This is a genomic window from Streptomyces sp. NPDC048436 (assembly GCF_043200355.1).
In the GTDB taxonomy this organism is placed as follows: Bacteria; Actinomycetota; Actinomycetes; order Streptomycetales; family Streptomycetaceae; genus Streptomyces.
Genome location: NZ_JBICXP010000016.1, coordinates 86,511 through 110,714, shown reverse-complemented (window position 1 = coordinate 110,714; position 24,204 = coordinate 86,511). Strand labels below are relative to the sequence as shown.

Annotated in this window: 22 protein-coding genes; 13 read left to right on the top strand and 9 right to left on the bottom strand. The window is 70.2% G+C overall.

Translation table 11 applies throughout. The annotated features are described in order from the left end of the window. Positions 1–131: 131 nt before the first annotated feature. The gene (locus ACGFX9_RS35910; RefSeq protein WP_393483391.1) at positions 132–1,778 is read left to right on the top strand and encodes a serine/threonine-protein kinase; all 1,647 of its coding nucleotides are present in this window, start codon (positions 132–134) and stop codon (positions 1,776–1,778) included. Here the strand turns inward: ACGFX9_RS35910 and ACGFX9_RS35905 are convergent. After that, positions 1,745–2,569, bottom strand: a complete 825-nt coding sequence (locus tag ACGFX9_RS35905) for an SGNH/GDSL hydrolase family protein (protein WP_393483208.1) — start codon at positions 2,567–2,569, stop codon at positions 1,745–1,747. The genes ACGFX9_RS35910 and ACGFX9_RS35905 overlap by 34 nt on opposite strands. A 234-nt stretch (positions 2,570–2,803) precedes the next feature. Between ACGFX9_RS35905 and ACGFX9_RS35900 the strand changes: the two genes are divergently transcribed. From ACGFX9_RS35900 to ACGFX9_RS35875, 6 genes are all read left to right on the top strand, one after another. Beyond that, on the top strand, positions 2,804–3,235 hold the full coding sequence (locus ACGFX9_RS35900) for a hypothetical protein (RefSeq protein WP_393483205.1): 432 nt from the start codon (positions 2,804–2,806) through the stop codon (positions 3,233–3,235). Position 3,236: 1 nt separating this feature from the next. Further along, on the top strand, positions 3,237–4,337 hold the full coding sequence (locus ACGFX9_RS35895) for a GNAT family N-acetyltransferase (protein ID WP_393483202.1): 1,101 nt from the start codon (positions 3,237–3,239) through the stop codon (positions 4,335–4,337). 379 nt (positions 4,338–4,716) lie between these two features. Beyond that, positions 4,717–5,550, top strand: a complete 834-nt coding sequence (locus ACGFX9_RS35890) for a glycosyltransferase family 2 protein (protein WP_393483199.1) — start codon at positions 4,717–4,719, stop codon at positions 5,548–5,550. Further along, on the top strand, positions 5,547–6,578 hold the full coding sequence (locus tag ACGFX9_RS35885) for a glycosyltransferase family 2 protein (RefSeq protein ID WP_393483196.1): 1,032 nt from the start codon (positions 5,547–5,549) through the stop codon (positions 6,576–6,578). Before ACGFX9_RS35890 ends, ACGFX9_RS35885 begins: the two co-directional genes overlap by 4 nt. 31 nt (positions 6,579–6,609) lie before the next feature. Then, entirely contained in the window at positions 6,610–7,410 is an 801-nt protein-coding gene (locus ACGFX9_RS35880) for a polysaccharide deacetylase family protein (RefSeq protein ID WP_393483193.1), read from the top strand. Beyond that, positions 7,403–11,248: a lipopolysaccharide biosynthesis protein gene (locus ACGFX9_RS35875; protein ID WP_393483190.1), complete on the top strand. Its 3,846-nt coding sequence runs from the start codon at positions 7,403–7,405 to the stop codon at positions 11,246–11,248. The genes ACGFX9_RS35880 and ACGFX9_RS35875 overlap by 8 nt, the downstream gene beginning before the upstream one ends. Before the next feature lie 40 nt (positions 11,249–11,288). Here the strand turns inward: ACGFX9_RS35875 and ACGFX9_RS35870 are convergent, their stop codons facing one another. Continuing rightward, positions 11,289–12,713 carry a xylan 1,4-beta-xylosidase gene (locus tag ACGFX9_RS35870; protein ID WP_393483187.1) on the bottom strand — a complete coding sequence of 475 codons (1,425 nt, stop codon included), beginning with the start codon at positions 12,711–12,713 and terminating at the stop codon, positions 11,289–11,291. 152 nt (positions 12,714–12,865) lie between these two features. Between ACGFX9_RS35870 and ACGFX9_RS35865 the strand changes: the two genes are divergently transcribed. Next, positions 12,866–13,960 carry a DUF5925 domain-containing protein gene (locus ACGFX9_RS35865; protein ID WP_393483184.1) on the top strand — a complete coding sequence of 365 codons (1,095 nt, stop codon included), beginning with the start codon at positions 12,866–12,868 and terminating at the stop codon, positions 13,958–13,960. 44 nt (positions 13,961–14,004) lie between these two features. Here ACGFX9_RS35865 and ACGFX9_RS35860 read toward each other — a convergent pair whose 3' ends face one another. Beyond that, positions 14,005–14,403 (bottom strand): GntR family transcriptional regulator, encoded by a 399-nt coding sequence (locus tag ACGFX9_RS35860; protein ID WP_393483181.1) that lies wholly within the window; start codon positions 14,401–14,403, stop codon positions 14,005–14,007. Positions 14,404–14,473: 70 nt separating this feature from the next. Here ACGFX9_RS35860 and ACGFX9_RS35855 point away from each other — a divergent pair, with 70 nt between their 5' ends. Continuing rightward, positions 14,474–15,403 carry a GNAT family N-acetyltransferase gene (locus ACGFX9_RS35855; protein WP_393483178.1) on the top strand — a complete coding sequence of 310 codons (930 nt, stop codon included), beginning with the start codon at positions 14,474–14,476 and terminating at the stop codon, positions 15,401–15,403. Further along, positions 15,384–15,902 (top strand): DUF402 domain-containing protein, encoded by a 519-nt coding sequence (locus tag ACGFX9_RS35850; protein ID WP_393483175.1) that lies wholly within the window; start codon positions 15,384–15,386, stop codon positions 15,900–15,902. The genes ACGFX9_RS35855 and ACGFX9_RS35850 overlap by 20 nt, the downstream gene beginning before the upstream one ends. A 22-nt stretch (positions 15,903–15,924) precedes the next feature. On the opposite strand, the gene ACGFX9_RS35845 is transcribed toward ACGFX9_RS35850, so the two are convergent. Continuing rightward, positions 15,925–17,403 carry a trifunctional class I SAM-dependent methyltransferase/NUDIX hydrolase/VOC family protein gene (locus ACGFX9_RS35845; protein WP_393483173.1) on the bottom strand — a complete coding sequence of 493 codons (1,479 nt, stop codon included), beginning with the start codon at positions 17,401–17,403 and terminating at the stop codon, positions 15,925–15,927. Between the two features lie 109 nt (positions 17,404–17,512). Between ACGFX9_RS35845 and ACGFX9_RS35840 the strand changes: the two genes are divergently transcribed. Further along, positions 17,513–17,653 (top strand): hypothetical protein, encoded by a 141-nt coding sequence (locus tag ACGFX9_RS35840; RefSeq protein WP_393483170.1) that lies wholly within the window; start codon positions 17,513–17,515, stop codon positions 17,651–17,653. 22 nt (positions 17,654–17,675) lie between these two features. Here the strand turns inward: ACGFX9_RS35840 and ACGFX9_RS35835 are convergent, their stop codons facing one another. From ACGFX9_RS35835 to ACGFX9_RS35820, 4 genes are read right to left on the bottom strand one after another with little or no spacing between them, the layout of a single operon-like run. Beyond that, entirely contained in the window at positions 17,676–18,125 is a 450-nt protein-coding gene (locus ACGFX9_RS35835) for a GNAT family N-acetyltransferase (RefSeq protein ID WP_393483167.1), read from the bottom strand. Then, complete coding sequence (locus ACGFX9_RS35830) at positions 18,122–19,630, bottom strand: tripartite tricarboxylate transporter permease (protein WP_393483164.1); 1,509 nt, start codon at positions 19,628–19,630, stop codon at positions 18,122–18,124. The genes ACGFX9_RS35835 and ACGFX9_RS35830 overlap by 4 nt, the downstream gene beginning before the upstream one ends. 1 nt (position 19,631) lies before the next feature. Beyond that, on the bottom strand, positions 19,632–20,171 hold the full coding sequence (locus ACGFX9_RS35825; protein WP_393483161.1) for a tripartite tricarboxylate transporter TctB family protein: 540 nt from the start codon (positions 20,169–20,171) through the stop codon (positions 19,632–19,634). After that, complete coding sequence (locus ACGFX9_RS35820; protein WP_393483388.1) at positions 20,168–21,151, bottom strand: Bug family tripartite tricarboxylate transporter substrate binding protein; 984 nt, start codon at positions 21,149–21,151, stop codon at positions 20,168–20,170. The genes ACGFX9_RS35825 and ACGFX9_RS35820 overlap by 4 nt, the downstream gene beginning before the upstream one ends. A 204-nt stretch (positions 21,152–21,355) precedes the next feature. Here ACGFX9_RS35820 and ACGFX9_RS35815 point away from each other — a divergent pair, with 204 nt between their 5' ends. After that, positions 21,356–22,042 (top strand): response regulator, encoded by a 687-nt coding sequence (locus ACGFX9_RS35815; RefSeq protein ID WP_393483157.1) that lies wholly within the window; start codon positions 21,356–21,358, stop codon positions 22,040–22,042. A gap of 229 nt (positions 22,043–22,271) precedes the next feature. Beyond that, on the top strand, positions 22,272–23,261 hold the full coding sequence (locus ACGFX9_RS35810; protein ID WP_393483154.1) for a lytic polysaccharide monooxygenase: 990 nt from the start codon (positions 22,272–22,274) through the stop codon (positions 23,259–23,261). A gap of 78 nt (positions 23,262–23,339) precedes the next feature. Here the strand turns inward: ACGFX9_RS35810 and ACGFX9_RS35805 are convergent, their stop codons facing one another. Then, on the bottom strand, positions 23,340–24,197 hold the full coding sequence (locus ACGFX9_RS35805) for an esterase/lipase family protein (protein ID WP_393483152.1): 858 nt from the start codon (positions 24,195–24,197) through the stop codon (positions 23,340–23,342). Positions 24,198–24,204: the final 7 nt, after the last annotated feature.

The following is a 24,204-nucleotide window of genomic DNA, read 5'->3' as shown; positions in this document are numbered from 1 at the left end:
GCGGCAACAGCGCTCGGTTGAGCTAGTTTTGTGGAGAATCGTACGGCTGCGGATGGGGGACGCCCGTGAGCGACGACGAGCGTGTGATCGCGGGGCGCTACCGCCTGCTCGCGCCTCTGGGCGAAGGCGGCATGGGCACGGTCTGGCGGGCCCGTGACGAGGTCCTCGGACGCGAGGTGGCCGTCAAGGAGGTGCGCGCGCCCGCCGGGCTCCCCGGCGCCGACGTCGACCGGCTGTACGCCCGTCTGGAGCGCGAGGCGTGGGCCGCCGCCCGCATCCCGCACCGCAATGTGGTGACGGTCTACGACGTGGCGAGCCAGGACGGGCGGCCGTGGATCGTCATGGAGATCGTGCGGGGTCTCTCGCTCTCCGATGTCCTGGACGCGGAGGGGCCGATGTCACCGCAGCGCGCCGCCCACATCGGCGCCGAGGTGCTCGCCGCTCTGCGGGCCGCCCACGACGCGGGGGTCCTGCACCGCGACGTCAAGCCCGGCAACGTACTCATCTCCAATGACGGGCGTGTGGTCCTCACCGACTTCGGGATCGCCATGGTGGAGGGCAGTTCGGCTCTGACCATGACGGGTGAGGTGGTGGGGTCTCCCGAATTCCTCGCGCCCGAGCGGGCGCTGGGCCGCCGGCCAGGGCCCGAGTCCGATCTGTGGTCGCTGGGCGTGCTGCTCTACGCGGCCGTCGAGGGCGTCTCGCCGTTCCGGCAGGACACCCCTCTCAGTACGCTGCGTGCCGTCGTCGACGAGGAGTTGCCGCCGCCGTACAACGCGGGGCCGCTGGCTCCGGTCATCGAAGGGCTGCTGCGGAAGGACCCGGGCGACCGGATCTCCGCCTCCGACGCCGAACGCGATCTGCGGCTCGTGGCCGCGGGCGCCGCGCCCCGGACCGAGGCGGCCCCCGCCTTTATGCCCACCGTCACCTCACAGCAGCAACAGCAACATCAGTCACCCATGCCGCCCCCGCTCCCGCCGCCCGGGCAGGAACCTCTGGTCGCCACGACCACCACCACATCGCCGACGCGTTCTCGCCGCGGCGTCCTCGCCCTCGTCGCGGGCCTCGTCGCCCTCGCGCTCGCCCTGGGCGGACTCGTGTACGCCCTGGTCAACCGCGACGACGGGGGCGGCGGCAGCAGCGGTGGCTCCTCCGAAGGCGCGGGCAGCGCCAGCGGCGGCGGCTCCCACGCGGGCAGTGACGGAGGCGGCAGTACGTCCGGCGGCAGCGGCGGAGGCGGGTCGAGCACCGACAGTGGCAAGGACGGTGGTTCCACCGGTGATGGTTCCAACGGCGGTGGTTCCACGGACGGCGGCGGAGGCGGCAACGGCGGCGGCAAGACCACTCCCCCGCCCCAGTCCGTGAAGGTCTCCGTCGCCGGCGCGCACACGCAGTACAGCGGCGCCTGTCCCCCGGCCGCCGGTCAAGCCCCCTCGTTCACCGCGACGTTCACCGTGGGGCGGGTCCCGGTGACCGTCGACTACCGCTGGGTGACCAAGTCGGGCGAGCCTAGCGATCCCGGCTGGAAGTCGCTCAGCTTCGCCTCTGGCGGCCAGAAGACCAAGCAGGTGCATCACACGGAGACGGTCGGCGGGGAGCCGGGCTCGACGTATCAGAACGAGATCAGTGTGGAGGTGCGCAGTCCCAAGGCGGTCACGTCGAACTCGGTCGCGTACTCGGTGACATGCGAGAAGGAGACCCCGACGGGCGGGGCCTCCTCCCCCTACGATCCGAGCTCAGCTCGTCAGGACGCTGCCGCGCTGAACACAGGGAGGTAGCCGCCGGACTGGCCCGCGGCCGTGGGGTGGTAGGACTCGCCGATGTTGGTCCAGTTGACGCTGTGCAGCCACGCGTTCCCCGAGCAGATCTCGTGCCCGGTGAACGTGGAGGTCACATCGCCGAAGGTGAAGCCGTGGTCGGCGGCGCGCTTGGCCGTCGTGGAGTTGAGGAAGTCGGCGGCGCTGTTGATGGCGCCGCGTTCCTTCTCGGAGAGGCCGGCGAGGCAGCCGCCGCCGAGCTTGTAGAAGCGGGGGTATCCGAGCACGACGACCTGGGCGGCCGGTGCCTTGGCGCTGATCGCCGTGTAGACCTTGTCGAGGTTGCCGGGGAGCGTCGTCTCGACGTAGCTGCGCGCCTGTGCGATGCGCGAGAGACAGGTGGACTCGGACTGCAGGACGCAGGTCGTCATGACGTCGGAGAAGCCCGCGTCGTTGCCGCCCACGGAGAGACTGACCAGGCCCGTGCCGGAGCCGAGCGGGCCGAGTTGGTTGGCGAGCACGTCACCCGTACGAGCGCCCGAGCAAGCCGTGAAGTTGAAGCTTGAGGGTGAGTGGGCGGCGGCCCAGAGCGCGGGATACGCGCGCGAGGTGCGCTTGCACGCGCCGCTTCCGCTGTCGTATCCGCCGGCTCCGACGCCGGACGAGTAGGAGTCACCGAGCGCCACATAGCCGGTGGCCGCGGCCTGTTGGTCGCTGTTCTGGTCCGCTTGAGCCACTGATGCCCCGGTGAGGGCGAAGGTGGCGGCGAGGAGGAGTGAGGAAGCGTATGCCGTGATTCGGGACAATCTCATGGAACCTCCCTTAGCAGGATTTCTGCCTCGACTGTGGTACCACTCCCCTCAAGGCATCGGTAGTGCTCATGTCAATGACTTCACCTGCAATTCCCTTGCCCACAGAGGGCGTTCACTGCCGCTTCGAGGCCCCCGTGGCCAACATCTCCACACTCCCTCCGCATCTTGACGCGCTGCCGTCGACTGCGCGACATTGAAGCCCGGCATCCGGCGCGTCGGGGGGCAAAGTCGCCAATGCAGACCATCAGGATCAAGGCACCGTCATCAGACACCGGGCGCACCCCGGAGAGCCGTTCGAGCCGGCACGGAGACGCGCTGCCGCTGCTCGCGGGCATGGCTGTGGCGGTCGGCGCTGTCGGAGCGATGCTCGCGCTCACGGACATCGAATCGCCGCTGCGTGGTCCCTTCACCCTGTTCTTCCTGCTGGCCGCTCCGGGCGCGGCGATCGGCGCCGCCCTGCGGGGACTTGAATCATGGGGCCGGATCGTGGCTTCCGTTTCCGGTGCCGTGGCCGTCAACCTGTTGACGGCCCAGGCGATGCTGGCCCTGCACATGTGGTCGGTGCGCGGCGGAGTCGTCACCATCACCGCGATCGGCTCACTCATCTATCTGCTGGTACTGGTACGGCGGCTGCGAAGCCGTACCCCGACGAGGCGGACCTCCTGACGTGGACATCACCGTGCACCGCCCCGGAGAACTCACCGCCGCGGACCGGTTGGCCTGGACGGCGCTGCAGTCCAAGGCCCACCTCAACAGTTCGCCCGAGCTCGCCAATCCCTTCCTCTCCCCGGAGTTCGCCCTCGCGGTGGGTCACTGGAGGCACGGGGTGCGGATCGCGGTCGTACGCGAAGACGGTGAGCCGGCGGCGTTCCTCGCCTTCCAGAGATCCATCACCGGCGTCGGCCGGGCCATCGGCCTCGGCGTCTCCGACTGCCAGGGCGTCGTGCACCGGCCCGGCTTCACCTGGGACGCGCGTGAGCTGCTGCGGGCCTGCGGGCTCGTGATGTACGAGTTCGACCATCTGGCCGGCGGCCAGGAGCCGTTCGAGGCGAGCGCCTCCGGCTCCTTCGCTTCCCCTGTGATGGACGTCGACCAGGGGTACGAAACCTATCTCGGCCAGCTCCGCGACCAGTCGCCGAAGTTCACCCGCACGACGCTGGCCAAGGAGCGCAAACTCGGCCGCGATCACGGGACCGTGCGTTATGTGCACGACGAGCGCGATCCCGAGGTGCTGCGCATCCTGATGGAGTGGAAGTCGGCCCAGTACCGCAGGACCGGCCGCAGCGACCGCTTCGCGCACGCCTGGATCAGCCAGCTCGTGCGCCAGCTCTTCCACAGCAGGTCCGATCAGTTCGCCGGCGTGCTCTCCGTGCTGTACGCCGGTGACGTGCCGATCGCCGCACACTTCGGGCTGCGCTCCGAGCGGGTCTTCGCCTGCTGGTTTCCGGCGTACGACCCGGCGTTCTCGAAGTACTCGCCCGGCCTGATCCTGCATCTGCGCATGGCCGAGGCGGCTGCCGCCGACGGCATCGCGTATCTCGATCTGGGGCGGGGCCAGAAGGAGTACAAGGACTCCCTGAAGACACGTGAACTCACCGTGTCCGAAGGGTGGGTGGCGCTTCGCCATCCGGCGGCGATCGGCCACCGGGTGCGGCACGCCCCGGTCAGGGCGCTCCGCAATACCGTCCTGTCACGGCCGGAATTCTTTGAACCGGCCGACAAGCTGCTCAAACGGATGGGAAGAATTCGATCAAGAAAGAAGGAATAAGGGGCCGGGGAAAGGAACAGGGCACTCCGCATGTGCCCGCCGAGATGGCTCAAATCATCAAAAACGTGAGGCCACGTTCCAGGTCTTGCCATACGGTCTCAATCATCAATACCGTCGTACATCCACCCGCATCGGTCCATCACGCAATGCGATCTAGGGGAGGGCTCAAGGTCGCGGTGGCTCCGGCGCGGGGCGCGGTAGGGGGGTGCCGTGTTCGGCGGCCGAAATGGTGCCGAGTCACGACCCGCGCGATGCCAGCTCACTCGGCATGCACGGAGATCTATTTCGTCATGCGCAAGTGAGAACCCCCCTTTCGAACCGGATACATAACCGGACCGCCCAGGGGCGGGCGGTCCACCGGACGAGAGGGATCAGACTCATGAGTTCCGTTGTGCGCCCGGCCACCGAGCCGGGACCGGATGCGTTAAGCAAGCCGACGCCGTCCGCGTACTACCGGCCGATATCCAGTCACCTGGCGATCACTCCGCCGGTGAGCGTGGTGATTCCCGCGATGAATGAAGCGGAGAATCTTCCCTACGTCTTCAAGACACTGCCCGACTGGATCCACGAGGTCGTTCTCGTGGACGGAAATTCCACCGACGACACGGTTGCCGTGGCGAGAGAGCTGTGGCCGGACGTGAAAGTCGTCCGCCAGCTCGGCAAGGGCAAGGGTGACGCCCTGATCACCGGATTCGAGGCGTGCAGCGGCGACATCATCGTGATGGTCGACGCGGACGGCTCGGCCGACGGCCACGAGATCGTCAGCTACGTCTCCGCCCTCGTCTCGGGCGCGGACTTCGCCAAGGGCTCGCGGTTCGCCAACGGCGGTGCCACGGACGACATGACGCCGATCCGCAAGCTCGGCAACCACGTCCTGTGCTCCGTGGTGAACGCCAAGTTCGGCGCCCGCTACACCGACCTGTGCTACGGCTACAACGCCTTCTGGCGGCACTGCCTCGACAAGATCGAGCTCGACTGCACGGGCTTCGAGGTGGAGACCCTGATGAACATCAGGGTGGTCAAGGCGGGCCTGAAAGTCCAGGAGATACCCAGCCATGAGTATCTGCGCATCCACGGCGCCAGCAACCTCAGGGCCGTACGCGACGGTCTGCGGGTCCTGAAGGTCATCCTCTCGGAGCGCTCGAACCGCCGCGACGGCCGGCGCCGCTCCCGCGGTGTCCCCTTCCGCACGCGTCAGGGAGAGGTGTCTTGAGCGCTCCCGGCCACCACGGGGGAAGCACGGTCGCGGGGATCTCCGTCGTCATCTGCGTCTACACCGAAGACCGCTGGGAGGACATCCTCGCGGCGGTCGCCTCGGTGCGGACACAGTCCCTGACGGCTCTCGAAACGCTTCTCGTGGTGGACCACAACGCCTCGCTCCTCGACCGGCTCGCCAAGGAGTACAAGGAGACCGAAGGGGTGCGGGTGCTCGCGAACGCGGGCCCCCGCGGCCTCTCCGCGGGCCGCAACACCGGGATCGCCGCCTCCAGCGGCGAGATCATCGCGTTCCTCGACGACGACGCCGTCGCGGAGCGGGACTGGCTGCACCACTTCGCCGAGGGGTACGCCGATCCGGCGGTCTTCGCGGTCGGCGGGCGCACCATGCCGATCTGGGAGTCCCGGCGCAGGCCGCCGTGGTTCCCCGAGGAGTTCGACTGGGTCGTCGGCTGTACGTACAAGGGGCTGCCCGAGGGACGCGTGCGGGTGCGCAACGTCCTGGGCGGCAACGCCTCCTTCCGGCGCACGGCCTTCGAGGCCGCGGGCGGCTTCGCGACCGGCATCGGGCGCGACGGCGACAAGCGTCCCCTCGGCGGCGAGGAGACGGAGCTGTGCATCCGCCTCACCCGGGAAAGGCCCGACGCGATCCTGCTCATCGACGACCGCGCGGTGATCCACCACCGGGTGCCCGCGGCGCGGGAGCGCTTCCACTACTTCCGTACGCGGACGTACGCGGAGGGGCTCTCCAAGGCGCTCGTGGCCAGGAGCGTCGGCGCGGGCAAGGGCCTTGAGTCCGAACGGCGGTACGCCACGCGGGTGCTGCCCGCCGGGGTGGGCCGCGGGCTGCGGGACGCGCTGCTCGCCCGCCCGGGCGGCGCGGGCCGTGCGGGCGCCATCGTGGCCGGAGTGGTCACGGCGGCCGGTGGGTACGTCCTGGGGAGCGTTCGCGCGCGCAGGGGAGGCGCCACCTTCTCGGTCGTCCGGATCGAGAAGGACGCGGACGGTGAGGGGGCTGCCGCATGAGCACGGCACCGATCGACGCACGGGGGCAGCGATGAACGCCCCCGTGCCCATCCTCATGTACCACTCGATCGCGCATGAACCGACCCTGGACACACGGGAGTTGTCCGTGTCTCCAGGGGCGTTCGCCGAGCAGCTCGGGCTGCTCGGGGAGCGCGGGTTCACTCCGCTCAGCACGGCCGGGCTCGCCGCGATCTGGCGCACTCCCGGCCGGACGCTGCCGGCCAGGCCCGTCCTGATCACCTTCGACGACGGCTATGAGGGCGTACACCGGCACGCGCTGCCCGTGCTGGCCGAGCACGGCTTCGCGTCGACGCTCTTCGTCTCCACGGGCTGGCTCCGCGGAGCCCACGACACCGGGGGCGGCCCCGACCTCATGCTCGACTGGGACCAGGTGCGCCAACTGGCCGCCGCGGGCACGGAGATCGGCGGCCACAGCCACACGCACCCACAGCTCGACCAACTGGACGACGGCGACCTCTGGTTCGAACTCCTTCGCTGCAAGGAGATCGTCACCGACGAACTCGGCACCGCTCCGGCCTCCTTCGCCTACCCCTACGGCTACTCGAACCGCCGGGTGCGGCGCACGGTGCGCACCGCCGGCTTCACCCAGTCGCTCGCGGTTGGCAACGGCCTCGCACGGCGCGGGCAGGGGCCCTACGCCCTGCGTCGGGTGACCGTGCGCCGCTCCACGGACATCGAGGAGTTCGAGCGGCTCGTCGAGGGCCGCGCGATCGCCCGCAACTTCGCCAGGGACCGCGTCCTCACCAAGGGATACACCGTGGTCCGCAGAGCCCGACAGGCCCGCCGGAAGGCAACCCGTACCCGTGTCTGACACGACGACCGCCCAGGCAGGCAAGTCCGGGGCGCCGAGCACCGAACAGCAGCCTCCGTCCGGCAAGCCGGGCAGGCCGCGCAGATTGCGCCTGCCCATCAGGGGCGGCGGTGGCGGGAGCCCGCTGTTCCGCAACGCCTACGCCCTGATGCTGAACACCGGCATCTCCGGCGTGCTCGGCGTCGGCTTCTGGCTGGCCGCCGCCCGGTACTACTCCGAGTCGGCGGTCGGCCAGGGCTCGGCAGCGATCGCCGCGATGAAGCTCCTCGCGGGGCTCACCGCCGTCACCCTGACGGGGGCCCTCGCCCGCTTCATCCCCATCGCGGGCCGCGCCACGGGCAGGCTCATCTTCCGTACGTACGCGGGGAGTTCGCTGGTCGTCGCGTGCGCCGCGCTGATCTTCCTGCTCACCCTGGACCTGTGGGGGCCCTCGTACCGCTTCCTGCACGGTCCCCTGAACGGCCTCGGCTTCATCGCCGCGGTCGTCGCCTGGTCGGTGCTCACCCTCCAGGACGGGGTGCTCACGGGGCTGCGCAACGCGCTGTGGGTGCCGGTCGGCAACACGATCTTCTCGGTCGTCAAACTGGGGCTGCTCATCGCGGTGGCCGCGGCCATCCCGACTGCGGGCGTCTTCGTGTCGTGGGTCGCCGCGATCGCCGTGTCCGTCATCCCGCTGGGCTGGCTGGTGTTCCGGCGGCTCGTGCCGCGCCATGTGAAGGCGACCAAGGACACCACGAAGCCGCCGACGCTGCGCGAGATGGGCCGCTTCCTGGCCGGCGACTACACGGGCTCGCTCTTCTCGCTCGCCGTGGTCTATCTCGTACCGGTCATCGTCGCCTCACAGGTCAGCTCCGTCGACAACGCGTACTTCTACATCACCACCACGATCGGCGGCACGGTCAACCTGCTCGCCATCAACATGGGCGCCTCGCTGACCGTCGAGGGCGCGCACGACCCCGCGCGGCTCGCGGCCAACACCCGGGCCGCGCTGCGCCGGATGGTCCGGATCATGCTGCCGGTGTGCGGGCTCCTCTTCCTCGGCGCGCCGTTCATCCTGCGCGTCTTCGGTCAGGGGTACGCGGACGCGGCGACGCCGCTGCTTCGCTGGTTCGCGGTGGGCGCGGCGCTGCGGGTCGTCATGGAGACCTACTTCGCGGTGCAGCGCGCGCAGAGCCGTACGTCCGGGATCGCCTGGATGCAGGGCCTGTTGTGCGTCCTCGTGCTCGGTCTGACGCTGATTCTGCTGCCGCGGATGGGTCTTACGGGGGCGGGCGTCGCGGAGATCTGCAGCCTCGCGGTGATCGTGGCGATCGCGGCGCCGAAGCTGTACAGGGTGGCGCGGGCGGCTCCCCCGTCCGAGCCTCAGGACGGCAGCGGGGCGCCGGACGGCGACCTGGCCGACCTGGGGGCGACCGACTCGCGGCCCGCGCCCGCCGCCATAGGGCCTCAGAAGGAGCGGCGCGGTCCTGCCTGGGCGCTGCGCGAGACGCTCGACTCGGACACGCTGCAACTGGCGGTGCAGCCCGACTTCGAACATCCGGAGCGCAGGCCCGACATGCGTCCGGGGCCGGGGACGCCGGCCGCCGGGACGCCCGCCCTGGGGAGGGCCGTGCGGCTCGCGGGCGCGGGGGACGAGGGGGACCAGAAGATGGATCACCGGCCAACCTGGGCGCTGAGATCACCGCTGAAGGCACCGGACGACGCGGCGCCGTCCTCGCCGCTGCCCGCCTCGGTGTCCTCCGCGGTCACGGCGCCCGCCGAGGAGCCGCAGACCGCCCCGCGCATGCCCGAGGTCCCGCCAGGACCCGTAGCCGCGCCCGAACCGTTCCCGCGCCGCCGCACCGTCTTCATGGCGCTGCTCCTCACCTTCGCGCTTGCCCTGTACTGGCTGCCGGTCGTGGGCTTCACCGAGGCGGACCTGGACGCGATGGGCGGGCTCGGGCTCATCTCCGTCCTGCCCGCGCCGACCCTGCTCGGGGCGGCGCTGCTCATCGTCGTCTTCGCCTCGCTGCTCTGGATGGACCAGCAGCACAGGGGCCTGCTCCTGGTGACGTTGATCGCCACGGTGATCTGTCTGCACGCGCTGCCCGCGGTCCTCGAGGACGAGCCGCGGTTCGCGACGGCCTGGCAGCACCTGGGCTTCATGGAGTACATCGACAGGACCGGCACGGCGGTGCCGGACCTGGACGCGCGCTGGAGCTGGCCCGGGTTCTTCGCGGCGGCCACCTTCGTGGCCAAGGCGTGCGGCGTCTCGGACATGACCGAGGTGATCCGCTGGTGGCCGCTGGCCATGCAACTGCTCTATCTGGCCCCGCTGTTGCTGCTCGTGCGGTCGATGCGGGCGTCCTGGCGGGCCAAGTGGAGCGGCCTGTGGATCTTCGCGCTGAGCGGCTGGGTCGGTCAGGACTACTTCTCCCCGCAGGGCTTCACGTATCTGCTCTATCTGGTGTTCGTGGCCGTGCTCCTGGTGTGGTTCCGCGCCCCGCGCATGCTGTGGGCCAAGCGGCGCCCGGGAGAGCTGGAGGTCGAGCCCGCCGACCGGCGCCAGCGCGCGGTGCTGCTCATGGTCCTGATCGCCCTGTTCGCGGCGACCGTCCCGGCGCACCAGCTCACGCCGTTCGTGATGCTCGGTGTCCTGGCCGCGCTCGTCCTGGTGGGCCGCTCGGAACTGCGCGGACTGCCGATCCTGTTCGCGGTCTTCGTCGCCGTCTGGGTGGGCTTCCTCGCGGAGCCGTACTGGTCGGGGCACTTCGACGAGCTGTTCGGCGGGATCGGCGGCGTCGGCGGCAACGTGTCCTCGTCCGTGTCCGGGCGCATCGAGGGCGGCAGCTCGACCCATCAACTCGTGCTGTACGCGCGCGTGGCGCTCGCCGGCATCGTCATGGCGCTCGCCTGCTGGGGCTGGTGGCGGCGGCGCGACCACAAGTACACGGAGCGCTCGCTGCTCGTCCTGACCTTCGTGCCGTTCCTGGGCTTCGGCATGCAGTCGTACGGCGGCGAGATGGCCCTGCGGGTCTTCATGTTCGCGCTGCCGGGCGCCGCGCTCCTCTCCGGTCTCGCGCTCTTCCCGCGCGCGGGCATCACCGCGAAGGAACGGGACCGCGACCGGGTGAGCCTCGCGCCGCTCGCCGCGCTGATGGTGGGGCTCATCCTGATGGGCGGTTTCCTCGTGGCGCGCTGGGGCAACGAGCCCTTCGAGCGGACCCGGGCCGGCGAAGTGGCCGCGATGGACTATGTGTACGAACACGACGACCCGACGGTGCGGCTGCTGTGGATGAGCAACGACACGCTCGACAACGTCACGCCGGCGCTTCCCTGGGGAACACGCGACATGGAGAAGGTCCAGTACGTGCCGACCCTCGCCCCCGGCGACCCGGTCCTGGTCTCCAGCCTGGTGAAGGCGCTCAAGGACGCGGGCCCCAACTCGTATCTGTTGATCAACAAGAGTCAGACGGTCTATCTCCAGATGGACGTGGGCTACCCGAGGAGCTGGGACACCCGGCTGATCAAGCACCTCGACAACCGCCAGGAGCTGAAGAAGGTCCTCACGAACGACGACGCGACCCTCTACACCCTGCGCAAGCAGCCCGACGGCAAGGTGGAGAAGGCCGAGCCGGGACCGATCGGCCCGAAGGTGACCTGGACTCCCTGGTCGGTGGTCGGCGCGCTCGCGGCGATCGCCCTGGTCCTGCTCCTCGCCGCCCGCGAGATCGTGCGGGTGGCGGCGGCGCCCGGTGTGCGGCAGCTGCGGTGGCTGCAGAGCAGCTTCTGGTTCTCGCTGCCGCTGCTCGCGGTGCTGCTCGCTTCGCTGATCCAGCGGTTCCTGACGATGGCGTAACGCCTCAGCGCCGGGAGAGGCGACAAGTGGCTGAAGCGGCTCACCGCTTCAGCCACTTCACCTCGTACCCCTTCATCCCGAACCGCTTCCCGTCGACCTTCGCGCTGATCGGCCGGTCGAGGGTGTTCACGACGAGCACCGTCTTCTCGTCGGCCAGCACCCGTACGTTGGGTACGTCGTCGGCGGCGACGGAGACCTTCTCGTACGTACTCCCGGGCGTGAACTCTTCGTTGAACCGCGCCAGCAACTTCAGCATCGGCAACTCGGTGCCGCCGTCGGAGAGCTGGGTGGAGCGCCACAGGCATCCCGCGCAGCGCTCGCCCTTGTTCTGCGGATTCCAGTAGAAGCCGCTGCTCGCGCCGCCGCGCGCCATCGCCATCAGGCCGCCGGCCTGCACGGCGACGCGGTGCGGCTCGGACCAGCCGTCGCGGTCGTCGTTGCTGTCGCCCGGCTCCACGTAGTACTCGGCCCACCACAGCGGCAGGTCGCCGGTACGCCCGCGCACCCACTTGCCGACGGCCGTGAGCTTGTCCGTGGCCTTGAACTCGTCGGGCAGCATCTCGTCGTCGGCGGTGTAGCTGGAGCCGTCCACGACGACGAAGTCCGCGCCCGTCTTGTTCTTGTTCCAGTAGTCGAAGGCGTCGAGGACCCGCTGGTCCATGCGGCCCCAGGGGCCCTTGACCTCCGTGGACGCATCCTCGGTCTGGCGCGGGTCGAGGCTGTCCATGACGAGGTAGGGGCCGCCGACCATGATGTCCTTGTTGACCTTCTTGAGCTCCTTGTAGACCAGGTTGTAGAGCTCGGTGTAGCCCTCGTAGTCCCAGCGGGCCTTCTCGTTGCTCCAGAAGCCCTTGAACTCGTTCCAGACGATGAAGTGGCGTACGTCCGGATAGCGCTTGGCCACGGTCGCCGCGAGCTTGGCGAAGTCCTTGTAGTGGGCGCGGTCCGGGGCCGTCTCCAGGGCCTGCTGGCTCCAGTCGGTCTTGCCCGAGCCGGGCTCGCCGCCCTTCATCCAGTCCGGGGAGCAGCACAGGGTGACGACCGGCGTCCCGTCGGTGGCGCGGATGAAGTCCAGTCGCCGGTCCATCTCCGCGAAGTCGTAACGGCCCTTGACCGGCTCGGGGTTGCCCGCACCCCAGCCCATGATGTGCTGGATCTGCGGCAGCGGGCGCGAGCGGTCCGCGAGCATCTCCTCGGCGCGCTCCGTGGCGGCCGTACCACCCTCGTCCGCGCTGAACTGGGTGTGGGTGAAGCCCCAGCCCACGGCCGGCTTCGCCTCGTCGGGCGGGACGGCGGGGGTGCCGTGCACCTTGTCCCCGTCCCGCGTGGTGCCCTTGGTGCCCGTGCCGTCACCGGGAAGCGTGGTGATGACGGTCAGGACCAGGGCCAGTGCGGCCACACCAACTCCGAGCAGCGCGGTGAGCCGCCACCGCAGTGCCCCCGAATTCCACCCATGACGTCCCATCAGGGGCAAGAGTATCGGGGGCGGTTGGCGGTGGGACAGGTTCCGTACCACAGCTTTGCAACAGGGCGTACGCGGGCCGGTACCTGAACGGAGCAGGACCGAGTACGGAAACAAGGATGCACAAGGGCACTTGTGTGCCGGATCATGGCGGCATGTCTGCGAACCCTCAGGACACCCTGCCGATCCGGCTCAACGTAGACGACAGCGACTCCCCGTCGGATGTCGTGGACGCCCTCTTCCTCGGCCGCTTCGCCACCGGCGAGCAGCCCTTCTCGCACAGTTCCAACATCGACCGCGTCAAGTCCGGTTCCACGCTGCTGCCACCGGGTGCGACGGTGCTGCGGGCGGCCCGCGACGACGACCGCAGCGCGACGCTGGCCGAGGGCGACGGCTGGACGCTCCTGATCTCCCGCTGGAACCGCGGCGCGGACGTCACCGTGACGGCGACGAGTTCCGACCTCGCGGAGAAGGTCCTGAAGCAGGCCACGGACGGCGCGCAGGACGAGCCCGAACCGCAGCCGGACAACGTGACCATGGGGTTCTGGTACGTCTCCCCGCGGCGCGGCCCGCACCGCACCACGCGGCAGATCGCCGCCGGTACGTGGGAGGAGGTGCGGGAGAACTACACGGAGCCGGTCGCCGAGGCCATGGACTCCCTGATGAAGACGGGCCCCGAGGACATCTCGGGCCGTCTCCTGCTCCTGCACGGCCCGCCCGGCACGGGCAAGACGTCGGCGCTGCGGACGCTGGCGCGGTCCTGGCGTGACTGGTGCCAGGTGGACTGTGTCCTTGACCCGGAGCGGCTGTTCAACGACGTCGGCTATCTGATGGACATCGCGATCGGCGAGGACGACGGTACGACGAAGGGGCGCTGGCGGCTGCTTCTCCTCGAGGACTGCGACGAGTTGATCCGCGGCGAGGCGAAGCACACCGCGGGGCAGGCCCTGTCGCGGCTCCTGAACCTGACGGACGGACTCCTCGGGCAGGGCCGCAACGTCCTGGTCGGCGTGACCACCAACGAAGACCTGGAACGCCTCCACCCCGCGGTGGTCCGCCCCGGCCGCTGCCTCGCCCGGATCGAGGTCGGGTCCCTGACCCGGGCCGAGTCGGTGGACTGGCTCGGCACGGAGGAGGGGATTCCTCGCGAGGGCGCGACGCTGGCGGAGCTGTACGCGCTGCGGCGCGGGACATCACCTACGTCGGTCCCGGATCCCCGGGAGGGGGCGGACGCGGGGCTCTATCTGTAGGCGCTCCTGTTGCGGGCGGACCCGCCGCCCCCGGGGGGGGCCACTCACCCCGAGTCCCCATAAGCAGCCCGCAAAGCCTCCCGCGCAGCGGCCAGCGCCGACGCCTCGGAGAGGCCGAGCCGCCGAGCCCGCTCGGCAAAAGCCTGGGCGGCAGCCGAAGCCTCCCGCGCGGCAGCGTCCCCCGCGGCGGCGACGAACGTCCCATGACGCCCCCGCGTCTCGATCACCCCGTCCGCCTCAAGCGCCCGATACGCCTTGGCCACCGTATTGGCGGCGAGCCCCAGCTCCTGGGCAAGCCCCCGCACGGTCGGCAGCTTGTAGCCCACCGGCAGCGTTCCGCCCCGCGCCTGTCCGGCGATCTGGGCCCGCACCTGCTCGTAGACCGGCACGCCACTCGCGCCCGCACCGGCCCCGTCGCTCTCGATCTCGATCTTCAACGTCACGCGGCGATTGTCCCGCACCCGCGGAAAATCGGAGGCACCCAGGCATGCTCCGCGCGTAGCGTGCGGCCCCATGACCGTCCTAGTCCGCGCCTTGCGCCCCGGCCACAGACCGGACGCCGAGGCGTTCGCCGTAGTCCGCCGCGCCTGCGTACCCGCCATGCTCTCCACCGCCGACTCCGTCATGTTCGACCTGGCACACGCCCATCCAGCCTCCCGCTACAGCCAGTTGGTCGCCGAGAGCGACGGAGAGATCATCGGCACGGCGCAGGTGGGCGTCGCCCATGACAGCCCCGAACCGGGCCAGGGCTTCGCCAACGTCTACGTACTGCCCGACGGGCGCGGAATCGGCGCGGGATCCCTGATCCTGCGGACGGCGGAGGAGTATCTGGCGGCCGAGGGGGTCTCTACGGTCTTCTCCTGGGTGCTGGACGAGCCCGAGAACCGCGCCTTCGCCTCCGCACGCGGCTACCGCGCGAGCCGCGGCGCCCATTTCCTCCGCCTCGACCTGGCGGACGGCGCGCTCCCGCACCGCCAAGAGCCGCCGGTTGGCGTGGAGTTGCGCACGGGAGCGTCGTTCGGGGACGACCCACGCGCGCTCTTCGAGCTGGACGCGGAGACCGTAGCGGACGAACCGAGCGATGTGGCATCGGAGTTCACGGACTACGAGCACTGGCTCACCGAGACCTGGAGCCACCCCTTGGTGAACCGCGAGCTGACCACGGTGGCCGTGGTGGACGGCCGCCCCGCCGCCTTCACCCTGGCCCGCACGGACGACGCGTCGCGCTACGCGAGCGGCATGACCGGCACCGGACGCGCCTTCCGCGGACGCGGCCTTGCCAAGCTCGCCAAGAACGACTCGCTGCACCGGGCACGGGCCGCCGGCTGCACCGAGGCGTTCACCGGCAACGACGCGGGCAACGAGCCGATGCTGGCGATCAACAAGTGGTTCGGCTACGAGATCTGCGCGACGGAGGTACGCCATGTACGAAGCCTCGGCTGACACGGTGGAGGTCGTCCTGATGAAGGCGGGCCGCACGAAGATCCGCTACCCGGCGGAAGTCCTCTCTGACGACGGCATCGTGGTGACGGTCCGCGCGCCATGGGCGGCCGCCGGAGTACGGGACTTCGGCTTCGTACGCTTCGAGCCCGGCGATGTCTTCACGGAGCACTACTGGCGAGATCGCTGGTACGCCGTGAAGGAGGTCCGCACGTCCACGGGCACCCTGAAGGGCTGGTACTGCGACATCACGCGCCCCGCGGTACGGGACGGCTCCACGGTGACGGTGGAGGACCTGGACCTGGACCTGTGGTGCTCGGCTGACGCCACGACGATCATCCGCCTGGACGAGGACGAGTTCACGGAAAGCGGCCTCACCGAACGCGACCCGGCGGCGGCGAAGGCAGCACTGTCGGCCCTGGACGACCTGGAACACCGAGCCCACAAAGGCCTCCCCCTCTCCCCGCCGCCCACGAACCTCGAACCCCCCGAAGGCCACTGACAACGAACACTGGCCGGGGGGATCACCCCCCGGCCACGAGCTCCACCTCATATCCGGCCGCGTCCTCCAAGTACGCCGCGCGGTGCCCCGCGCCGCCGGCGTGCGGATGCCTCTCCGGGAACAGCAAGGACCAGCCGTGGTCGGGGCCTTCGGCCACCAGCCGGTCGAGTTCCGCCCGGCTCGCCACGTGGAATGCCAGATGGTTCAACCCGGGCGACCGCCGGTCATGCGCCCCGCTCCGCATGTCCGGCGACTGCTCGAGCACCACGTAGCTCGCGCCTCGCCGCCAGCTGCGCCCCCGCGCCCACCTCTGCTCGGGGACGTGTCCCAGCTCTTCGAGCAGCCAGCCCCACGACCTCTCCGCCTCGGCGAATTCCGGCACCCAGAGCTCCACGTGGTGGACCCCTCGCGCCGCCCCGAGAGAAGCCGCCCGCCCCGCACCCCCCGGATCATGGGCGACGCGGTCCCCCTCCTCCTGCCAGTGCAGGGCGAACCGCTCCCCCGCCCGCCACGCCTCGAGCCCCGCCCTGCAGTACGCCACCATGTCGTCCGGCAGGGCGTCCATCCCGTACCAGCCGAGCTCCTCGCACTTGTCGGGCTCCGCGTTGAACGGTTCGCCGCCCGCTCCGTACTCCGCCTCGAAGAACCAGCCGATGCGGGGGTTCTCGGACGGGCCCCGGTGCTGGAGGACCAGTTCGGCGCTGACGTCCTGCGGGGTGAGGGCCAGGCCGATCTCCTCCCTCGCCTCGCGGATGAGGGCGGCGCGGACGTCCTCGCCGGCCTCCACGTGGCCGAAGGGGACGTGCAACAGGCCGTCCGCGTAACCCGTGTTGGCTCGTCGAGCCAGCAGCACCTCGTCGCCGCGGCGGAGGATGAGGTGGACGTCCACGATCTCCTTGTGCCGCGGCGGTGCGGTCGGGACCACGCCCACCAGGGCGTACCGCTCGTCCTCCACGGGCCTCCCCCACAGCCGCGCGTCGCCCGAGAGGCGCTCGGAGTGGAGCCGGGTGACCATCGGGGTCAGCGCGCGGATCAGTCGGTCCGCCGGGATGCCGGAGAGGGTCGTGGTGCCCCACACGCCTTCGATCAGGACCAGCCGCCCTCCCGGCCTCAGGAGCCCGCACCAGTGCCGCAGCGTCGCCTCCGGGTCGGGCAGCATCCACAGCACGTGCCGGACCAGGACCACGTCGAAGCGCCGCCCCTCCACCGGAGGCGTGTCCGCGTCACCGAGCAGGACCTCCGCCTCGTGCCCGGACAGCTTCTCGCGGGCCCGTTCCACCATGTCCGGCGACAGGTCGACCGCCGTGACACGGTGACCGTGCTCGGCGGCGAGCAAGGAGAGGCTCCCGGTGCCGCAGCCCAGGTCGAGAACGTCGCCCGCGGCCTCGGGCAACCAGTCCCGCAACCGCTCCGCCCACGCCTCCCGCACCGCGGGGTCCCGCAGTCCGTGGTCCGGCTCGTCGTCAAAGGTGGCCGCGGCTCTGTCCCAATCGATCCCCATGCCCCGATCGTGACATCCGCCACTGACAATCCCATCTCGGATGAGAAACCCTCCCCGCAGAGGTCTACAGCCGTCCCACCTTGGACATCGGTAGTACAGGGAGGCAGCCATGCGCCGTGTGACCGTGCACAAGACCGTCGGTAAGCCCACCAATCGGCAGATCCGGGAGAAGTGCGAGGGCGAGGAGAAGCCCCGTGAACGACCCGAGGTCCGCAAGGACATCCAGCGGACCTGGTGGCCGGACGGGTGAGAGCCCGGGGGCGAGGGACGATTCAGAGCCTCTTCCGGTAGTGGAGGCGGTCGTACGGGCCGTCCACCCTGCGCTCCACCATCTCGTATCCGTACCGCGGGTAGATCGCTTGGTTCTCCCACATCATCGCGTTGGTGTAGAGACGCACCTCGGGGAGGCCCAGCGCACGCGCGCGTGCGTCCACGAACGCCAGCAGGCGGCGGCCCACGCCCTGGCCCGCAGCCTCGGGGTGGACGGCGATGCTGTCGAGGAACAGGTGGTCCTCGTGCGGGACGAGGACCAGGACGCCCACGACCGGGTCCCCTGTGACATACACCCGCCCCGCCGCCACCTCCCCCGCGTGGTCCGCCTCCATGGGGACGGGCACGACACCGATGCGCTCGATGTAGGGGTGGTACGCCGCGTCCGTCACCGCCTTCACGGCGGGGACGTCGGCGGTGGCGGCGGGGCGGATGTCGTCAGGCTCGGTCATGCCTTTACGTCTACGTCACCGCCCCGCCCCCGCACCAGTACCTTCTTCAGGAGCGGCCAGAGCACGATCAGCGCGATGATCGCGTACACCGTGATCGAGAAGGGCGTGTCGAACAGGCCCCGCACGCTGCCGTCGCTGATCTGCAGGGCGCGGCGCAGCTGTTGTTCGGCGTTCGGGCCGAGGATGACGCCGATGACCGCGGGCAGGACCGGCAGGCCGTAGCGGCGCATGCCGAAGCCGATCAGGCCGATGATCAGCAGGATCACCAGGTCCAGTGCCTCGCCGCCCACCGCGTACGCGCCCACCGCCGCGAAGAAGAGAATTCCCGCGTAGAGGTAGGGCCTTGGGATCCGGAGCAGTTTCGCCCAGACCGGGGCCAGCGGCAGGTTCAGGGCCAGGAGCAGGACCATGCCCACGAAGAGGGACGCGATCAGGCCCCAGACCAGGTCCGGTTCGCGTTCGAAGAGGAGCGGGCCGGGCTGGATTCCGTACTGCTGGAAGGCGGCGAGCATCACTGCCGCCACCGCTGTCGTGGGCAGGCCAAGCGTCAGCATGGAGACGAGGGTTCCCGCGGCCGATGCCGAGGACGCCGATTCCGGGCCCGCCACTCCCTCGATGGCGCCCTTGCCCCACTCCTCCTTGTGCTTGGACAGGCGCTTCTCGGTGACGTAGGAGAGGAAGGTGGGGATCTCCGCGCCGCCGGCGGGGATCGCGCCGAAGGGGAAGCCGATGAGCGGGCCGCGCAGCCAGGACTTCCAGGTGCGCTTCAGGTCGGACTTGCCGAGCCAGGGGCGGCCGACGGGGATCGCCTCGCCGCTGGTGCGCCGCAGGTGGGCCGCGACCCACAGGGCCTCGCCGATCGCGAAGAGGCCCACGGCGACGATCACCACGTCGATGCCGTCGGCGAGTTGGAGCGATCCGAAGGTCAGGCGCTGCTGCCCGGTCATCTGGTCGAGGCCGACCAGGCCGAGGGTGAGGCCGATGAGGAGTGAGGCCAGTCCTCGTACGCGGGAGGAGCCGAGTACCGACGTCACGGCGATGAACGCGAGCACCATGATGGCGAAGTAGTCGGGTGCCCCGATGTCGACCGCGAGGTCGGCGACCGTCGGCGCGAGCGCCACGAGGAGGGTCGTGCCGATGATGCCGCCCGCGAAGTGGCCGATGGCCGCGGCCGCGAGCGCCTGTGCGCCCCGGCCGGACTTGGCCATCGGGTTGCCTTCCATCGCCGCCACCACCGCCGCGCTCTCGCCCGGGGTGTTCAGGAGGATGGAGGTGGTGGAGCCGCCGAACATCGCTCCGTAGTAGATGCCGGCGAACATGATGAACGCGCCGGTCGGTTCCAGGCCGTACGTCACGGGGAGCAGGAGTGCCACCGCCATCGCGGGGCCGATGCCGGGCAGGACGCCGATCGCGGTACCAAGGAGCACGCCGACGGCGGCCCAGAGCAGGTTCATCGGGGTGAGGGCCGTGCCGAAGCCGTCCATCAGGGAGTTGAAGGCGTTCATGTCACAGCACTCCCATCAGCGGCCCGCCGGGCAGCGGCACCCCGAGCAGGTTGTTGAAGACGACGTACGTGATGAGGGAGAGCCCGGCGGCGATGAGCGGGTCGCGGTCCAGATGACGGCTGCCGAGGGCGTACGCCGCGCCCCAGAACAGCAGGGCGCCCGCGATGGGGAAGCCGAGCGGTTCGATGAGGACGGCGGCGCCGAGGAAGACTCCGGCGAGGAGCAGCACGGTGCGCCAGTCGGCGGGTTCGGACAGGTCGATGTCCTCGCCGCCCTCGGCTTCGCCGCGTCCGCCGCGCAGGACGTCGATCGCGAGGAGCACGGCGACGACCAGGAGCCCGATGCCGACGGCGATCGGGACCGTCTTGGGGCCGATGGGGCCGCGCTGGGTGATCTCGACGTCCATGGTGAGGGCGTCGGTGAGGACGAGGACGCCGAGGGCGAGCAGCATGACGCAGACGCCGAGTTCGGAGTGTTCGCGCAGCCAGGTGCGGCGGCTGCCGCCGTGCTCGTCGGGCGGGGTTTCGGTCGTCGTCGTCACAGTCCCAGCTCCTTCAGCACGGACACCACGCTCTTGTCCTGGGCGGCCAGGAAGTCGCCGAACTTGTCACCGGTCAGGAAGGCGTCGTCCCAGCGGTTGGTCTTGAGGGACTTGCGCCACTGAGGGGAGTCGTGGAGCTTCCTGACCAGGACGGTGAGCTTCTTCCGTTCCGCGTCGGAGAGGCCGGGCGGGGCGACGATGCCGCGCCAGTTGGTGAAGTCCACGTCGTAGCCGGACTCCTTGAGGGTGGGGCCGTCCAGGCCCTCGACCCGTTCGGGTCCGGTGGACGCGAGCAGCCGCAGTTCGCCCGACTTGATCTGGTCGAGGTACTCGCCGACGCCGGAGACGCCGAAGGCGACCTTCTTGCCGAGGATGGACGCGAGGAGTTCGCCGCCGCCGTCGAAGGGGACGTAGTTGACCTTCTTCGGGGCGATTCCGGCGGCGCGTGCCATCAGCATCGGGGCGAGGTGGTCGGGGCCGCCGGGGGACGAGCCGCCGCCGACGGGGAGTTTGCCGGGGTTCTTCTTCCAGGCGGTGACGAGCTGCTTGATGTTCTTGTACGGGGAGTCCTTGGCGACCACGACGACGTCCGGCTCTTCGGTGAGGCGGGCGATGGGGGTGGTGTCGGCGAGGGTCTTGGGCGAGTGGTTGGAGCGGGCGGCGCCCACGACTCCCAGGCCCATGGACATGGCGAGCTTGCCGTTGCCGTGTTCGCCGACGAGGCGGCTGAGGCCGACGGTGCCGCCGGCGCCGGGCAGGTTGAACACCTCGATGTTGTGGGTGAGTCCGGCGTCCTCGGCGTTCTTCGCCGCGGTGCGGGCGGTGATGTCGTAGCCGCCGCCCGGTGTGTTGGGGACCATGAGGCGCAGGCCGGGGATCTGTGTGCCGGTCTCGGCGCCGCTGCCCGTCGTGAGCAGCGGCGGCCCCGCGAGCACGAGCAGTGCGGCCCCGAGCAGGGCCATGGGTGTGCGCAGGCGCACGTGTGCCACCACCTGTCGGTACGTAGGGGTTGACGGGGCGGACCGAGGGGGGCCGGGCTCCCTGTGGGGGCGGGAACCCGGCGGTCCGCGGGGACGGGGATACCTGTGAGGTGGCCCACATGTTGCCTGCGCGTTAAGAAGCTGTCTCTCTTCCGGAATCAACGGACGTTGTGGTCGTTGTGGTCGCGCCCATAGCCTGCGGCGATGACAAGGGTGCTGGTCGTGGACGACGACTTCATGGTCGCCAAACTGCACAGCCGTTATGTGTCCGCGGTGGACGGGTTCTCGGTGGTGGGAGTGGCGCACAGCGGTGCGGAGGCGCTGGCCGCGGTGGAACGGGCGCGCCCTGATCTCGTACTCCTTGATGTGTATCTGCCCGATATGGATGGCATCGAGGTGCTGCGGCAGTTGCGGTCCTTCGAGGAGCGCGACCGCGGTCGGCAGCCGCTGGACGCGCTGTTCATCACGGCGGCGCGGGACGCGGAGATCGTGCGGGCGGCGCTGCGGGCGGGCGCGCTGCACTATCTGATCAAGCCGTTCAACCAGGCGGCGCTGCGGGAGCAGTTGCGGCACGTGGCGGCGGTGCGGGCCCGCCTCGACGGGCTTGACGAGGCGCGCCAGGAGGACGTGGACCAGATCTTCGGCACCCGGCCGCCCGGTTCGAGGGAGCTCCCGAAGGGCCTCGCGGCGCACACCGCGGACCTGGTGGAGCAGACGCTGCGGGGCCATCCGGGCGGGCTGTCGGCATCGGAGTGCGCGCAGGAGGGCGCCCTCTCCCGGGTGAGCGCGCGCCGCTACCTGGAGTTCTTCGCGGACACGGGGCGGGTCGAGGTGACGCTGCGGTACGGGGGGACGGGGCGGCCGGAGCGGCGCTACCGGTGGATCAGGTGAGGGCAATTCGGGCGTGACCTGAGGGGAGCCTGAGGGCTCCCTTAAGTCGACCATAAAGATCGCCATCACCCCCTCCCAGCAGGCGAATTCGGGGATTTCAGCGGCTAGCTTTCTCGTCGCCGGGCCGGTTACGAACCGTCGGCGCCGCACGCACTCGGGGGGCGGCACCGGCCGTTCGCAACCGTCTCGTGTCCCCCACCCCCAGAACCGCCGCTGAGGAGAACCACTCATGACCGCACGTCGCACAGTCGCCGCGATCGCCGCCGCCGGCATCGCCCCGCTCGCCCTGACCGCCCTGTCGGCCGCCCCCGCCGCCGCGCACGGTTCGATGACGGACCCGGTGAGCCGTGTCTCCGCGTGCTTCCAGGAGGGCCCTGAGGCGCCGAAGTCGGCTGCCTGCAAGGCGGCTGTCGCGGCCAGCGGGGCGCAGGCCTTCTACGACTGGAACGGCGTGAACATCGCCAACGCCGCGGGCAAGTCGAAGGAGATCATCCCCGACGGGAAGCTCTGCAGCGCGGGCAACGACAAGTACAAGGGCCTCGACCTGCCGCGCGCCGACTGGCCGTCCAGCAAGATGTCCGGCGGCAACCACACCTTCCGCTACAAGGGCACCGCCCCGCACAAGGGTTCCTTCGAGCTGTACATCACGAAGGACTCGTACGACCCGTCCAAGCCCCTGAAGTGGTCGGACCTGGAGGAGAAGCCCTTCGTGGACGTCGCCGACCCGAAGATGGAGAACGGCGACTACGTCTTCGACGGCAAGGTCCCCGCCAAGTCGGGCCGTCACCTGATCTACTCGGTCTGGCAGCGCTCGGACTCCCCCGAGGCCTTCTACACCTGCTCCGACGTGGTCTTCGGCAAGGACAGCGGCGGTGGCGAGGCCGCTGCCCCGGCGCCGACCGCGTCCGCGCCCTCCGAGAAGGACATCGCGGCCGGTGCCGACAAGTCGACCGTCGAGCACCACGGCCACGGCGACGGCGACGCCAAGACGGGCGCCTCCGAGGCGGCCCCGGCCGCCGCTGACGACGCCGCCGCCAATCAGCCCGAGGTGAACGGCGGCGCCGAGAAGCCCGCCGCGGCCGCGAACGAGAACCTCGCCGAGACCGGCGGCGACAGCACCACCCCGTACATCGCGATCGGTGGCGCCGCCGCCCTCGCGATCGGTGCCGCGGCCATGTTCGGCACGGCCCGCCGCCGCAGCGCGCGGCACGGCCGCTGATCCGAACCGGCAGAGCACACACGGGCCGCCGTCTCCCCGCGCGTCAGCGGGAGGCGGCGGCCCGGCGTCGCGCGCCGGTCAGGACAGGCACGTACTCGGTGTCGCGTGCGCCGGGTCGAGGGCGTTCGCGACCTCGTGGTGGGCGACCCGGTCGAGGATCCCGATCGCCACGTGTTCGGAGAGGTCGACGGAGCACAGGTCCTGGACGAGCACATTGCGTACGCCGGGTCCGTCCAGGAACTGCGTGCGGTACGGGGTGACCACCTCGTCGTACTTGCTGGCGATGACGGTGTAGCGGACGCCGGGGACGGTGTCGCCGCCCTCGTTGAGCTTGGTCAGGAACGGCGATCCTGCCACCTGGTCGGCGAGGCCCGGGGTCTTGGTGGTGAGCAGGTCCTTGATGCCCGGGAAGTAGGGCAGCAGCTTGGTGAAGCCGAGCAGCGTGGTGCCGTGGTTGTCCGGGGCGAGGCCGACCAGGGCGTTCACCTTCTGGGCGCCGCCGAGGAACTTCAGGTAGTAGCGGGGCATCATGCCGCCCTGCGAGTGGCCCACGAGGTCCGCCTTCGTGGCGCCCGTGGAGGCGAGCACCTTGTCGACGAAGCCGTCGAGCTGCTCGGCCGACTTGTCGATCGGTCCGAGCCCGTTGAAGAACGGCACGCCGGGCAGCTGTCCGTAGTCGAGGGAGAAGACGCAGTAGCCGCGCCTCTCCAGGTAGGGCGCGAGGACGAGCCAGTTGTCGACGGAGTTGCCGAAGGTGCCGTGGACGAGGACCACGGGTCGTGGGTGGGCGGCGGACGGTTTGCAGTCGTAGTCGTTCCAGCCGCTCGACGTGACCGAGGGGGCTGCGTACGCGGTGGCGGCGGGGGTGAGGGTGAGCGCGCCCGTCATGAGCAGGGCGGCGGCGAGCGCTCTGAGCGGTCGTCTCCAGGGCAGCATCGGGTGA

What these genes read in the sequence shown, in the direction of transcription:
- ACGFX9_RS35905 (WP_393483208.1), bottom strand. Translation starts at nt 2,569, where the DNA reads ATGAGATTGTCCCGAATCACGGCATACGCTTCCTCACTCCTCCTCGCC.
- ACGFX9_RS35850 (WP_393483175.1), top strand. Translation starts at nt 15,384, where the DNA reads ATGTACGAAGCCTCGGCTGACACGGTGGAGGTCGTCCTGATGAAGGCG.
- ACGFX9_RS35835 (WP_393483167.1), bottom strand. Translation starts at nt 18,125, where the DNA reads ATGACCGAGCCTGACGACATCCGCCCCGCCGCCACCGCCGACGTCCCC.
- ACGFX9_RS35900 (WP_393483205.1), top strand. Translation starts at nt 2,804, where the DNA reads ATGCAGACCATCAGGATCAAGGCACCGTCATCAGACACCGGGCGCACC.
- ACGFX9_RS35845 (WP_393483173.1), bottom strand. Translation starts at nt 17,403, where the DNA reads ATGGGGATCGATTGGGACAGAGCCGCGGCCACCTTTGACGACGAGCCG.
- ACGFX9_RS35810 (WP_393483154.1), top strand. Translation starts at nt 22,272, where the DNA reads ATGACCGCACGTCGCACAGTCGCCGCGATCGCCGCCGCCGGCATCGCC.
- ACGFX9_RS35870 (WP_393483187.1), bottom strand. Translation starts at nt 12,713, where the DNA reads ATGGGACGTCATGGGTGGAATTCGGGGGCACTGCGGTGGCGGCTCACC.
- ACGFX9_RS35855 (WP_393483178.1), top strand. Translation starts at nt 14,474, where the DNA reads ATGACCGTCCTAGTCCGCGCCTTGCGCCCCGGCCACAGACCGGACGCC.
- ACGFX9_RS35890 (WP_393483199.1), top strand. Translation starts at nt 4,717, where the DNA reads ATGAGTTCCGTTGTGCGCCCGGCCACCGAGCCGGGACCGGATGCGTTA.
- ACGFX9_RS35815 (WP_393483157.1), top strand. Translation starts at nt 21,356, where the DNA reads ATGACAAGGGTGCTGGTCGTGGACGACGACTTCATGGTCGCCAAACTG.
- ACGFX9_RS35910 (WP_393483391.1), top strand. Translation starts at nt 132, where the DNA reads ATGGGCACGGTCTGGCGGGCCCGTGACGAGGTCCTCGGACGCGAGGTG.
- ACGFX9_RS35865 (WP_393483184.1), top strand. Translation starts at nt 12,866, where the DNA reads ATGTCTGCGAACCCTCAGGACACCCTGCCGATCCGGCTCAACGTAGAC.
- ACGFX9_RS35830 (WP_393483164.1), bottom strand. Translation starts at nt 19,630, where the DNA reads ATGAACGCCTTCAACTCCCTGATGGACGGCTTCGGCACGGCCCTCACC.
- ACGFX9_RS35880 (WP_393483193.1), top strand. Translation starts at nt 6,610, where the DNA reads ATGAACGCCCCCGTGCCCATCCTCATGTACCACTCGATCGCGCATGAA.
- ACGFX9_RS35840 (WP_393483170.1), top strand. Translation starts at nt 17,513, where the DNA reads ATGCGCCGTGTGACCGTGCACAAGACCGTCGGTAAGCCCACCAATCGG.
- ACGFX9_RS35805 (WP_393483152.1), bottom strand. Translation starts at nt 24,197, where the DNA reads ATGCTGCCCTGGAGACGACCGCTCAGAGCGCTCGCCGCCGCCCTGCTC.